Source organism: Deltaproteobacteria bacterium (assembly GCA_005879535.1).
Classification (GTDB): domain Bacteria; phylum Myxococcota; class Myxococcia; order Myxococcales; family 40CM-4-68-19; genus 40CM-4-68-19.
On the sequence record VBKI01000058.1, the window covers coordinates 21257 to 33829 of the forward strand.

The following is a 12573-nucleotide window of genomic DNA, read 5'->3' on the forward strand; positions in this document are numbered from 1 at the left end:
TAGTCGAAAGGCTGCCCGCCGTGCAAGTACGGGAGCGCTGGAAAGGTGCGATCCGGGCGCTGCGTCGCCAGCTTTCCGGCTGACTTACCCAAGGGGAGAAAATGCATATGACCGCTTTCATCCGTTCCCTCTGTCTTTCCGCGCTGCTCGCGGCCGGCGCCGCCTGGGCGCAGCAGCAGCCGGTCGACAATCCCGACAACCCGCACTCGACGAAGGCGAAGGACAAGCAAACCTCCGACGTCCCGAGCTCCACCACCAACCCGCAGGTCAATCAGGCGGAGCAGGGCAGCCCGCGCAGTCCGCAGAACAAGGACGTCGCGGCCGGCCAGACCACCGCCATGACGGACAAGGACCAGATGTCCGGCATGGACCACGACATGATGAAGAACGCGACGCCGCAGCAGATCCTGCAGAAGCTGCACATGTCGAACCTGCACGAGATCGAGATGGCGAAGATGGCGGAGCAGAACGGCTCAGACAAGATCAAGTCCTACGCGAAGACGCTGCAGACGGATCACCAGGACGCCGACAAGAAGGTGAAGGACCTGGCGCAGAAGAAGAACTTCACCCTCACCGACACGGCGAAGAACCCCGAGATGCAGCAGAAGATGGAGCAGGCGAATCAGCGCTTCTCCAGCATGAAGGGGCAGGAATTCGATCGCGCCTTCACCAACCGGATGTCGATGGAGCACAAGCGGGTGATCTCGATGGCGCAGAACTGGCGGCAGAACTGCACCGACCAGGACGTCTGCAACCTGATCGACACCTTGATGCCGAAGCTGCAGCAGCACGCGCAGATGGCGGATCAGCTCCGTGGGCCGACGGCGCAGGGGAGGACGCCGGAGAATCCGGTTAGCAGGTAGACAACAGATCGTCAGGCGAAACCGCCCCGGACCCGCCCTGCGGGCCGGGGCTGTTGCCATCTCGGTGCGCGTGTGCTTTGGTCCGCCCCCGCAGCGCGTTCGGACTGGTTCGCTTCCCCCAAGCTGAAGGAGCGGACGTCGATGACCATCTCCCGGCGTAAACTGATCCAGGTGGCAGGCGCAGGCGCGGCCGCGCTCGCCTTGCCGAAGAAGACTTTCGCGGCGAAGAAGACACTGCGCATCCTGCAGTGGAACCACTTCGTCCCCGGCTACGACAAGTGGTTCAACGGCCAGTACGTGAAGGAGTGGGGCGAGAAGAACGACACCGAGGTGATCGTCGACAACGTCGGCATCCCCGCCATCAACCCCACCGCGGCCGCCGAGGTGTCGGCCAAGAAGGGCCACGACCTCTTCATGTTCCTCTGGCCGCGGCCGGCCTACGAAGAGGACGTGATCGACCACGGGGAGATCTACCAGGAGTGCGAGAAGAAGTACGGAAAGCCGATCGACCTGGCGATCAAGAGCACGTACAACCCGAAGACGAAGAAGTACTTCGGGTTCTCGGACATGTTCGTTCCCGACCCGATCAACTACCGCATCGATCTGTTCCAGCAAGTCGGCGGCAACGTCGACAGCTGGGACAACATCCGCAAGTACGGAAAGATGATCAAGGACAAGACCGGCGTCCCGGTCGGCATCGGCCAGGCGGCCGAGATCGACACCGCCATGGCGATGCGCGCCGTTCTCTACGCCTTCGGCGGCGGCGAGCAGGACGAGCAGGGCAACATCGTCCTCAACTCCAAGCAGACGGTGGAGGCGGTGAAGTTCGTCAAGGCGCTCTATCAGGAGACGATGACGCCGGAAGTGCTCTCCTGGGACGCTTCCTCGAACAACCGCGCCATGCTCGCCGGCAAGTCGTCGGTGGTGCTCAACGCCATCTCCGTCACCCGCGAGGGCGAGAACAAGAACATGATGGTGGATGGTTCGCCGATCGCCGATCGCATCGGACTGGCGAAAGCGGCGCAGGGTCCGGCGCGGCGCATGGGCCTCGAGCACGTGATGTCGAACTTCGTCGTCTGGAAATTCGCCGAGAACATCGAGGGGGCGAAGAAGTTCCTCGTCGACCTGATCGGGAATTTCCACAGGGCCTACGACGCGAGCGAGTACTACAACTTCCCCTGCTTCCCCAAGCAGGTGCCAGATCTCAAGGAGACGCTGGCCAACGACAAGAAGGGCAAGCCGGCGGGAAAGTACAGCGTCCTCGCCGACGCGCAGCAATGGGCCACCAACGTCGGGTTCCCCGGCTACGCGAACGCCGCCATCGACGAGATCTACTCGACCTGGGTGCTCAACACGATGTTCGGCCAGGCCTCCACCGGCGCGATGTCTCCGGAGGACGCGGTCAAGGAAGCGGACGCGAAGTGCCGCAAGATCTGGCAGAAGTGGAAGGAGCGGAAGCTTCTATAAAAGCCGTCCTTCATGGCAATCGTCGAGACGAAGCAGATCAAGAAGGTCTTCGCCGATCACACCACCGCCGTCGATGGCGTCGATCTGATCACCCGGGAGGGCGAGTTCCTCGTCCTCCTCGGTCCGAGCGGCTGCGGCAAGACCACGCTGTTGCGGATGATCGCCGGGCTGGAGCAGCAGACCAGCGGCGACATCGTCATCGGCGGCACGGTGGTCAACGACCTTCCCCCGCGCGAGCGGAAGATCGCCATGGTCTTCCAGAGCTACGCGCTCTATCCGCACCTCACGGTGGCGAAGAACATCGCCTTTCCGCTCAAGGCCGCCGATACGCCCAAGGAGCAGATCGAGGGCCGGGTGCAGAAGGCGGCGTCGATGTTCGGGATCGAGCGCCTTCTCCACCGGAAGCCGCGTCAGCTCTCCGGCGGCGAGCGGCAGCGGGTGGCGCTCGCGCGGGCGATGGTGCGCGAGCCGTCGGTGTTCCTGCTCGACGAGCCGCTCTCCAACCTGGACGCGAAGCTGCGCACCAGCGCCCGCGACGAGCTGCAGCACTTCCAGCGTCGCCTGGGAACCACGACCATCTACGTCACCCATGATCAGGTCGAGGCGATGGGCCTCGGGCACCGCATCGCGGTGATGAACAAGGGCAAGGTGCGCCAGCTGGGGCCGCCGCAGGAGGTGTACAACGACCCCGCCGACACCTTCGTCGCGGGGTTCCTCGGCTCGCCGCCGATGAACTTCTTCGAGCGCAACGGGGCGTTGGTCGGGTTCCGCCCCGAGCAGATGCTGCCCAAGGCCGCGTACTCGACGCAGGAGCCCCTGGTGCACGTCTGGTTTCGAGTGGACCGCGTGGAAAACCTGGGCGCGGACCGGCTGCTGTACGGGTCTTTGCGCGACCTCGCGCCCGAAGTGAAGATGATCATCAATCTTCCCTTCACCGTCCACCTCCCCATCACCGAAGGACAGGCGTACGAGTTCTCGGTCAAGGAACGTGATTTGAAGTTCTTCGACAAGGAAAGCGGGCTGCGGATCGCGCCGAGGCCGCTGTGAGGACCGCCGACAGCCCGAATGCGCTGGCGCGCATCCTCATTGCCCCGGCGCTGATCTACATCGGCGCGGTCATCGGCGTTCCCTTCATCCTCTCGCTCTGGTTCGCCGTCAGCGACGTGACCGTCAGTTCCGCCGCCGGGAACTTCGTCGGGCTGGAGAACTTCCGCTCTGCGCTCGACGACCCGTCGTTCCGGCGGGCGCTCCGGAACACGTTCCTCTTCGCGGTGGTCTCGCAGGTGATCGTGGTGATCCTCGCCACCACTCTGGCGGTCGCGCTGCAGAAGGACTTCAAGGGAAAGTGGGTCGTCCGCCTGCTGATACTCCTGCCCTGGGTGGCGCCGGTCTCGCTCGGCAGCATCGGCTGGTTGTGGATCCTCGACTCCATCTACAGCGTCATCAATTACGGCCTGTACCACTGGGTCCACGTCTGCGGCCCGGAGCCGGGGATGACCTCCTGCCCGGTCTGGCTGGGGCAACCGTCGCTCGCAATGGCTTCCATCATTGGCGTCCAGGTCTGGCGGACGCTGCCGCTCGCCACCGTCATCAACCTGGGCGGCCTCAGCTCGATCCCGCAAGACATCCACGATGCGGCGAGCATCGACGGCGCGGGGTTCTTCCGCACGATGTTCCAGATCACGATTCCGCTGGTCCTCCCGATCCTGCTGGTGGCGGTGCTCTTCGGATTCGTCTTCGCCTTCACCGACATGATCGTCGTCTGGGTGCTCACCCGCGGCGGTCCTTACGACATGACGCAGGTGCTCGCGTCGCTGGCGTTCTTCAAGGGCATCGACGGAGGCGACCTCGCCGGAGCGTCTGCGATCGCGCTCTTCCTCTTTCCCGTGCTCGCCGCGGCCGCCATCCTGCTCCTGCGACTCGCGCGCCGGGCGGAGGTCATATGAGCGCGCGGGACAAGGGCGCGAAGGTCGCCCACCGGGGGCTGCTCGTCCTGTTCAGCATGTTCGCGGCGTTTCCTTTCGCCTGGATGCTGATCACCACCTTCAAGAAGACCAACGATCTCTTGAACCCGAACAGCTTCCCATTCGGGTATCCGCAGGGGCCGACGCTCGAGAACCTGAAGGTCCTCTTCGAGGAGACGCTGTTCGTCCGCTGGATCGGGAACACGGCGTTCGTCGGCGTGCTGGTCGTGATCATCACGCTGCTCTTGGCAGTGCCCGCCGGATACGCCCTGGCCCGGCTCAGCGGGACCTTCGGGGAGCAGCTCGGGATCGGGATCTTCCTCACCTACCTGGTGCCGCCGACCATCCTCTTCATTCCGCTGGCGAAAGTGGTCAGCACGCTGCACCTGCAGGACAACCTCTGGGCGCTGGTGCTGACCTACCCGAGCTTCACCATCCCCTTCTGCACATGGCTGATGATGGGGTTCTTCAAGGCAATTCCCAAGGACATCGAGGAAGCGGCGATGGTCGACGGAATGAGCCGCCTCGGCGCTTTCGTGCGCGTGATTCTGCCGATGTCGGTGGCCGGCCTGCTGACCGTGGTGATCTTCAGCTTCACGCTGGTCATGCAAGAGTTCGTCTACGGGCTCACCTTCATCAATAGCGGCCGCAACTTCACCGTCAGCGTCGGCGTCCCCTCATTCCTCGTCCGTGGGGACGTCTACTTCTGGGGCTCCCTGATGGGCGCCTGCTTCATCGCCAGCGTGCCCATCGCCTTCCTCTACAACCTGTTCGTCGACCGCTTCATCGCCGGCTTCACGGTCGGGGCGGTGAAAGGGTGAAAGGTTGAAGACCCAACCTTTCGATAAGACCCTAGTCGCGGCCGCCGAAGGCGGCTTAGCGACTACGCTCCAGCCGGTATTTTGCTCGGCGGCATATTGACAACCGGTCCGGTACGACGGCAGGCTTTCGCCGCTTTCTTACAACAAGGAGCTCCCCGTGAGGCGCAGGACCTTTTTGAAGGGTTCGGCAGCAACGGTTGGCGGAGCGGTCGCACTCGGGTTCGATCTCAGGAATGCGCGCGCGGAGATGCGCGAGTTGAAGATCGCCCGGACTACGGAGACGAGAAGCACCTGCCCGTACTGCGCGGTTTCCTGCGGCGTGATCATCCACACGCTGGGGGACAAGGCGAAGAACGTGAAGCCGGCGGTGGTGCACGTCGAGGGCGACCCGGACCACCCGATCAATCGCGGCACCCTCTGTCCCAAAGGCGCGACGCTGCGCGACGACATCAACAATCCGAATCGGCTGACCGTCCCCAAGGTGCGCCGTCCCGGCTCCGACAAGTGGGAGGAGATCTCCTGGGACGACGCGATCGCGCAGATCGCCCGCCACATCAAGGCGACGCGCGACCGCACATTCGTGGCCAAGAACGCGAAGGGCCAGGTGGTGAACCGGACGCCCGGCATCGGGATGATCGGCGGCTGCACGGATACCAACGAGTTCAACTGGCTGCAGTGGAAGTTCATCACCGCCATCGGGATTCCCTACCGGGACTCCCAAGCAAGAGTTTGACACGGTCCCACGGTGGCCAGTTTGGCCGCCACGTTTGGCCGCGGGGCGATGACCAATGGCTGGGTCGACATCAAGAACGCCGATGTCATCCTGATCATGGGGTCGAACGCCGCGGAGAATCACCCGTGCGGGTTCAAGTGGGCGATCGAGGCCAAGAAGAACCGCAATGCGAAGCTGGTCTCGGTGGATCCGCGGTACACGCGCACGTCGGCGGTATCGGATATCTACGCGCCGATCCGGCCGGGCACCGACATTGCGTTCCTCAACGGCCTCATCCGGCACGCGCTGAACACCGGCCGCTTCCACGAGGAGTACGTCCGGATCCACACCAACGGTCCGTACGTCATCAACGAGAAGTACGACTTCAAGGACGGCCTTTTCAGCGGCTTCGACGGGTCGAAAGGCGAGTACGACAAGAACGCCTGGCAGTACGAGCCGGATCCGAAGACCAGCGCATACATGGTCGACAAGGAGATGAAGAACCCCCGGTGCGTCTTCCAGCTTTTGAAGAAGCACGTCGAGCGGTACACGCCCGAGATGGTAGAGAGGATCTGCGGTACGCCGAAGGATCAGTTCCTCAAGGTGGCGGACGTGGTCACCTCGACGGGCAACGCGGCGCGCGCGGGCACCATCATGTACGCGCTGGGATGGACGCAGCACTCCACCGGCGTGCAGATCATCCGGGCCGCCGCCACGCTGCAGCTCGTCCTCGGCAACGTCGGGCGTCCGGGAGGCGGAGTGAACGCGCTGCGCGGGCATTCCAACATCCAGGGCGCGACGGACATGGCGGGCACCTTCGAGATCCTGCCGGGTTATCTAAAAACGCCGACGGGGGCCACGCAGACGCTCGCGGAGTATCTCGAGAAGGGTCCCCCCACCACGCTGAACAAGCAAGCGTGGCCGTCGATGAACTACTGGCAGAACTATCCCAAGTTCATGGTCTCGCTGCTCAAGGCCACCTATGGGGCCAAGGCGACCAAGGACAACGACTGGGGCTTCGAGTGGCTGCCGAAGGTCGATGGCAACTACTCGTGGATGTACATCTTCGACGACATGTACCGCGGCAACTCCCAGCGCGCCGGCGGCACGGAGCCAGGGCCTGAAGGATTCATCACGTTCGGCATGAATCCGGTCGGGATCGGGCCCAACAGCTCGAAGATGATCAATGCGCTCGCCAAGCTGAAGTGGATGGTCGTCGGCGAGAACTACGAGATCGAGACCGCCACGTTCTGGAAGGCGCCGAAGAAGTACGGCGGTCCGGAAACGTCGCAGATCCAGACCGAGGTCTTCCAGCTGCCCTGCTCGGGTTTCGCGGAGAAGGACGGCACGTTCACCAACTCGGCCCGCTGGATGCAGTGGAAGTGGAAGGCGATCGATCCGCCCGGACAGGCGAAGACCGACCAGGAAGTGCTCGGGCGCATCCTCCTCGCGGTCCGCGCCCTGTATCAGAAGGAGGGCGGAGCGAATCCGGAACCGGTGCTCAACCTCGACTGGAGCTACACAAATCCGTACGCGCCGGACCTGGCCGAAGCGCTCAAGGAGATCAACGGCAAGGCCGTCGAGGACATCAAGGACCCGAAGGATCCGACGAAGATCGTCAAGAAGAAGGGCGATCAGCTCGACGGGTTCGCCCAGTACATGGACGACGGCAGCACCATGGGTGGGAACTGGCTGCACGCTGGCGTCTACACCAGCGCGGGCAATCTGGCGCAGCGGCGCAACAATGCCGACCCGATGGGGCTCGGCATGTTCCACGAGTGGGGCTTCAGTTGGCCGGCGAACCGGCGCATCATGTACAACCGCGCCTCGGCGGACGCGAACGGGAAGCCGTGGGATCCTTCGCGGCCGGGCATCGTTTGGAACGGCGAGAAGTGGGTGGGCGACGTTCCGGACATCAAGCCGGATTCGCCGCCGGGCCAGTTCGGCGCCTTCATCATGAATCCGGAGGGTGTCGGGCGGCTGTACTCGCCGGTGCTCAACGACGGGCCTTTCGCCGAGCACTACGAGGCGGTCGAGGCGCCCATCGACAACCCGCTGCACCCGAAGGTGACGTCCAACCCGGCGACGAAGAAATTCAGCTCGAACAAGGACGTCTACGGCGGGCGCGACGAGTTCCCGGTCGTCTGCACCACGTACCGGCTCACCGAGCATTACCACTATTGGACGCACCACACGAACATCCTCAACCAGCTGCAGCCGGGGTTTTTCATCGAGATCCCGGAGGAGCTGGCGAAGGAGAAGGGGATCAAGAACGGCTCGCTGGCACGCGTAACCTCGGCGCGCGGCTCCATCGAGGGTGTGGCGATGGTCACGCGCCGCATCCACCAGCTCAACGTCGACGGCAAGCGCGTCTGGCACATCGGCTTCCCGCTGCATTGGGGATACGCGGGCGATCCCAACCACATCGGGCCGCTGGCGAACTTCCTCACGCCATCGGCGATGGACCCGAACACCTGGACGCCTGAGTACAAGACCTTCCTCGTCAAGCTCGAGAAGGTGGAGGGGGTGGCCTAATGGCTCTCCAGGGACTCGAGATTCGTCGCTCCTCCGCCACCCTCCGGGGCGGAGGCACCGGGCTGCGCAAGATGCCGACGGTGGCCAAGTACATCGACACGACCATCTGCATCGGCTGCAAGGCGTGCGAGGTCGCGTGCCAGGAATGGAACGACCTGCCGCTGGCGCGCACGGAGCAGACCGGGACGTACCAGACGCTGCCGACGCTGGCGGCCAACTACTGGAACCTGATCCAGTTCCGGGAGATCGAAACGAAGGCGGACGGCCTGTCCTGGCTGATGCGCAAGGACCAGTGCATGCACTGCGACGAGCCGGGCTGCCTCGAGGCCTGTCCAGCGCCCGGCGCCATCATCCAGTACGTCAACGGAATCGTCGACGTGGATCCGGAGCGCTGCATCGGCTGCGGGCTCTGCGAGACCGGGTGTCCGTTCGATGTGCCTCGCTACGCGCAGGGCACCAACAAGATGGCGAAGTGCACGCTCTGCGTGGATCGCGTATCGGTCGGGTTGGAGCCGGCGTGCATCAAGGCGTGCCCCACCGGATGCCTGCAGTTCGGCGACAAGGCTTCGCTGGTGGAAGTGGCGAAGCACCGCGTGGACCAGCTGAAGTCGAACGGGTACGCGACGGCGTCGTACTACGATCCGCAGGGCGTCGGCGGCACCGGCGTCATCACCGTCCTGAAGCACGGCGACCACCCGGAGTGGTACGGGCTTCCGAAGGACCCGACGGTGCCGACCACCGTCAGCGTCTGGAAGCGCGTGCTGCATCCCATCGGGTTCATCGCCATGGCGGCGGCGGTGTTCGGCGCCATCGGCCATTTCATGGCCTTCGGTCCGAAGAAGCCCCAGGACACGGCGCGGGAGACCGAGGGAGACCAGGTATGAGCGAGCTGCGCATTCCCGGGGCGTCGCATGTGACCGGACCGACGGTGATGGACGTCGCCCGGGCGCGGGAGGACGTGCTCGTCGGAGACGAGATCGTCCGTCATCGTCTCTCTTCCCGGGTGATCCACTGGGTGGTCGCGGTGTTCTTCTTCGGCGCGCTGCTCAGCGGGATGCCGATCTGGTCCCCGGTCTTCGGCTGGATGGCCCACCTGTTCGGCGGGCTTTCCGTCTGCCGCTGGCTGCACGCCTGGCTGGGAGTGGCGTTCGCGGCCGCCACGGCTGTGATGTTCGTCCTCTGGATGCGGGACATGGTGTTCGACAAGCACGACCGCAAATTCAACGTGATCCAGTACCTCCGGTTCTCTCAGGCGGAGGATCCCGACGTCGGCAAATACAATGCCGGACAGAAGTTCTTCTTCTGGATGGTCGCCGTGACGGGGTTGGTGATCTTGCTGACGGGCATCGTGCTCTGGTGGCCGACCTACTTCAACCAGACGCTGCGCTCGATCTCCATCCTGCTGCACGACGTCTGCTTCATCGGGTTCTTCGCGGCCATCGTCGGGCACATCTATCTCGGCACGGCGGCGGAGCCGGGGACGTTCCGGTCGATGACCCGGGGAACCGTCAGCCGGCCGTGGGCGAGGCTGCATCACCCGCGATGGTACCGGGACGTGACGGGTGAGCGACCCTGAGCAGCGGGCGCTGCAGCTCGCGCAGGAGCATCCGGGCTCGGCCGAGCTGCTGCGATTCGCCGCCGGCCTTCTGAAGGCGCAGGGATCGCTGCGGGCGCCGGAGTTGGGCACCGTCGCAGCGGCGGCGCGGCCGGTGCTCGAATACTGCGCGCGCAGCGGGCCGCCCGAGCTGGGGGCGGATGCGCGGAAGATGCTTGCGGACGGCGGCACGTTCGACGGCCGCATCCGGGCGTACTGGGAGACAGGGGAGTTCGATTACCTCGCCCGCGCAGCGCTCCAGCCCTACGCGCGGATGCTGCGCGAGACTGGACAGTCTCCCGACCGGAGGGTGCTGGGCACCTGTGTGTTCTGCGGGAGCGAGGCCTGGATTGCTTCGCGGCGCATTCCGCCGGGGCCCGGGACCGGTGAGGGGTCGCTGCGGATGCTCCACTGCGCGCTGTGCGCCTTTACCTGGCAGGTAGGCCGCATCCGCTGCCCGTCGTGCGGCGAGGAGGACCCCGACAAGCTCCCGTCCTTCACCGCTCCGCCGCATACCGGCGTGCGGGTCGAGGCGTGCGAGAGCTGCAAGACGTACGTCAAATCAATCGACCTGAGCCTCGACGCCCGCCGGGTTCCGGAGATCGACGAGCTGGTGTCGCTGTCGATGGACCTCTGGGCGACAGAGCAGGGGTACGCACGGATGGAACCGGGATTGGCCGGACTGTAGCGGTCGGCCTCTAGCCCACTGGGGCGGAACTCGCCCCGGGGCGAGTTGACTATTCGACAACCGTTCCACAGCATGGGCGATCTGTCGCACGACCTCCCATTCGACACCTCATCCACCTCATCAACTCATCACCTCATCACCTCATCGTATCGCGATGGAGATCCGCAGCCGTGTGGCGTGATCGGCACCGTCGAGTAACGACGTCATCCTTGCGCAGGGCATGTCAGGGGGCTTTGTTACCAATACGCGCATGACAGACACGAAGCCTTCTCTCGAGTCGCTCGAGTCTCTGGACAGCTCCGATCTCCTCTCCGCGACGCGGGAGCTTGTCCGCAAATCACATGGCGTCGAGGCCGATCTCCTGGCGCACCTCGGAGAAATCGACGACCGGAAGCTGTATCTGGACTGCGCTCATCCCTCCATGTTCGCCTTCTGCCTCGACGAGCTCGGTTTCTCCGAATGCGCCGCGTACAATCGGATTACCGTCGCCCGGATCGGACGGCGGCTGCCCGCAGTGATCAAAGCGGTCAGATCGGGACGGGTGCATCTCGCCGGGCTGCGGCTGCTCGCGCCGCACCTCACTACCGAGAACCACGAGGTGCTCCTGGCGCAGGCGGCCGGCAAGTCGAAGCGGGAGATCGAGGAAATGGTGGCGCGCCTGTGGCCGCTGCCGCCGGTCCCGACGTCGATCCACAGGCTGCCGGAGAATCCAGTGGTCAAATCGCCTCCGATGCCAATGTCTCGCGCGTTCTGGGGCAACGCCGACCCACCGCCGCTTCCGGACGAACCAAGACCCGCGTCGCACTCACCCGATCAGAACACCGGGCCAACTGCGCCCGCGCGGGACCGGCACCGACCGCTCATTGCGCCGCTCAGTGGCGAAACATTCAGGTTTCAGTTCACGGGCACTCGCGAGCTTCGCGACCGGCTGCAGGAAGCGCAGGATCTCCTCCGCCATCGCGTGCCTGATGGAGACGTGTCGACCATCCTCGAAAGGGCGCTCAACCTGCTCGTCGCGGAGGTGAAGAAGGAACGTTTCGCGGTGGGCCGCAAGGCTCGGTCGGAGTCGACCGAAGAAGCGGAGACGACGAAACCGGTGAAGACGCAAACGGAGGAGACTCCGCAGACGGACGACACAACACAGACGGGCGGCGCAACGCAAACGGCGGAGGCGTCGGTGATCCCAGAGGCTGCCTCGCGCCATATTCCGGATGCCATCAAGCGCGCCGTCTATGAACGCGACGGAGGTCGTTGCGCGTTCGTGGAAGAGAATGGTCGCAGGTGCTCGGCGACTGCCGCGCTGACCTTCGATCACGTCGAGGGGTTTGCGCGGATGCCGGTGCACACAATCGCCGGAATCCGCCTGCTCTGCTGGGCACACAACCAGCACGCTGCTGACCAGATGTACGGGCGCGAGTTCATGGAACAGGCGCGCAATGGGAAGGAGCCGCCCCCAACTCGCCCCGGGGCGAGTTGAGGCACGTCATCGCCGAACTCGCCCCGGGGCGAGTTGAAGAGGCCTGGATCTGATCAGCGCAGATCGTCCAGCGTGGTGAGGATTTCTTCCCATCCCTTGCGGTGGTTTTCCGCCTCGTCATCCGGAAGGCCGGAGTGGGTCAGCGTGACCTGGGTGCCGCCGTCCTTCGGATCGAGCTCGAGGCGAACGACGGTCTCGATGCCGTGGGTTGCCTCGGACATCCAGGTCTGCTCGAACAGCCGCGGGCGCTCCAGGCGGGTGAATCGGCCGTAGTGAGGCCACCGCTTGCCTTCCCATTCGACTTCGGAGTGCCAGAGGCCGTCCACCTGTGGATTCATGATCAGGCGTGTAGGCTTGAACCAGCGCTTGACGTCGGCGGGGTCGGTCCAGGCCCGGTAGACGCGGTCGGGAGGGGCCTTCAGCTGGCGGGTGGTGGTGACGGTCTTTGGCAT

General features: G+C 64.6%; 11 protein-coding genes. 10 read left to right on the plus strand and 1 reads right to left on the minus strand.

All coding sequences use genetic code 11. The features are described from left to right. Positions 1–101 precede the first annotated feature (101 nt). From E6J58_08870 to E6J58_08915, 10 genes are all read left to right on the plus strand, one after another. Positions 102–863, plus strand: a complete 762-nt coding sequence (locus E6J58_08870) for a DUF4142 domain-containing protein (GenBank protein ID TMB38343.1) — start codon at positions 102–104, stop codon at positions 861–863. A gap of 141 nt (positions 864–1004) precedes the next feature. Continuing rightward, complete coding sequence (locus tag E6J58_08875; protein TMB38344.1) at positions 1005–2330, plus strand: extracellular solute-binding protein; 1326 nt, start codon at positions 1005–1007, stop codon at positions 2328–2330. Positions 2331–2342: 12 nt separating this feature from the next. Beyond that, positions 2343–3377 carry an ATP-binding cassette domain-containing protein gene (locus tag E6J58_08880; protein ID TMB38345.1) on the plus strand — a complete coding sequence of 345 codons (1035 nt, stop codon included), beginning with the start codon at positions 2343–2345 and terminating at the stop codon, positions 3375–3377. After that, a complete protein-coding gene (locus E6J58_08885; protein TMB38346.1) occupies positions 3374–4276 on the plus strand; it encodes a sugar ABC transporter permease in 903 nt (300 codons plus the stop codon). The genes E6J58_08880 and E6J58_08885 overlap by 4 nt, the downstream gene beginning before the upstream one ends. Next, the gene (locus E6J58_08890) at positions 4273–5115 is read left to right on the plus strand and encodes a carbohydrate ABC transporter permease (protein TMB38347.1); all 843 of its coding nucleotides are present in this window, start codon (positions 4273–4275) and stop codon (positions 5113–5115) included. The genes E6J58_08885 and E6J58_08890 overlap by 4 nt, the downstream gene beginning before the upstream one ends. A gap of 157 nt (positions 5116–5272) precedes the next feature. Continuing rightward, complete coding sequence (gene fdnG, locus E6J58_08895) at positions 5273–8362, plus strand: formate dehydrogenase-N subunit alpha (protein TMB38348.1); 3090 nt, start codon at positions 5273–5275, stop codon at positions 8360–8362. Next, a complete protein-coding gene (fdxH, locus tag E6J58_08900; GenBank protein TMB38349.1) occupies positions 8362–9246 on the plus strand; it encodes a formate dehydrogenase subunit beta in 885 nt (294 codons plus the stop codon). The genes fdnG and fdxH overlap by 1 nt, the downstream gene beginning before the upstream one ends. Continuing rightward, a complete protein-coding gene (locus E6J58_08905) occupies positions 9243–9938 on the plus strand; it encodes a formate dehydrogenase subunit gamma (GenBank protein ID TMB38350.1) in 696 nt (231 codons plus the stop codon). Before fdxH ends, E6J58_08905 begins: the two co-directional genes overlap by 4 nt. Then, positions 9925–10644: a formate dehydrogenase accessory protein FdhE gene (gene fdhE / locus E6J58_08910; protein TMB38351.1), complete on the plus strand. Its 720-nt coding sequence runs from the start codon at positions 9925–9927 to the stop codon at positions 10642–10644. Before E6J58_08905 ends, fdhE begins: the two co-directional genes overlap by 14 nt. A gap of 250 nt (positions 10645–10894) precedes the next feature. Further along, positions 10895–12121: a hypothetical protein gene (locus tag E6J58_08915; GenBank protein ID TMB38352.1), complete on the plus strand. Its 1227-nt coding sequence runs from the start codon at positions 10895–10897 to the stop codon at positions 12119–12121. Positions 12122–12174: 53 nt separating this feature from the next. Here the strand turns inward: E6J58_08915 and E6J58_08920 are convergent, their stop codons facing one another. Next, positions 12175–12573 carry an SRPBCC domain-containing protein gene (locus tag E6J58_08920; protein ID TMB38353.1) on the minus strand — a complete coding sequence of 133 codons (399 nt, stop codon included), beginning with the start codon at positions 12571–12573 and terminating at the stop codon, positions 12175–12177.

Excerpts from the sequence above, each read along its gene's own strand:
- E6J58_08870 (TMB38343.1), top strand. The coding sequence starts at position 102 with ATGCATATGACCGCTTTCATCCGTTCCCTCTGTCTTTCCGCGCTGCTC.
- E6J58_08875 (TMB38344.1), top strand. The coding sequence starts at position 1,005 with ATGACCATCTCCCGGCGTAAACTGATCCAGGTGGCAGGCGCAGGCGCG.
- E6J58_08880 (TMB38345.1), top strand. The coding sequence starts at position 2,343 with ATGGCAATCGTCGAGACGAAGCAGATCAAGAAGGTCTTCGCCGATCAC.
- E6J58_08890 (TMB38347.1), top strand. The coding sequence starts at position 4,273 with ATGAGCGCGCGGGACAAGGGCGCGAAGGTCGCCCACCGGGGGCTGCTC.
- fdxH (TMB38349.1), top strand. The coding sequence starts at position 8,362 with ATGGCTCTCCAGGGACTCGAGATTCGTCGCTCCTCCGCCACCCTCCGG.
- E6J58_08905 (TMB38350.1), top strand. The coding sequence starts at position 9,243 with ATGAGCGAGCTGCGCATTCCCGGGGCGTCGCATGTGACCGGACCGACG.
- E6J58_08915 (TMB38352.1), top strand. The coding sequence starts at position 10,895 with ATGACAGACACGAAGCCTTCTCTCGAGTCGCTCGAGTCTCTGGACAGC.
- E6J58_08920 (TMB38353.1), bottom strand. The coding sequence starts at position 12,573 with ATGCCAAAGACCGTCACCACCACCCGCCAGCTGAAGGCCCCTCCCGAC.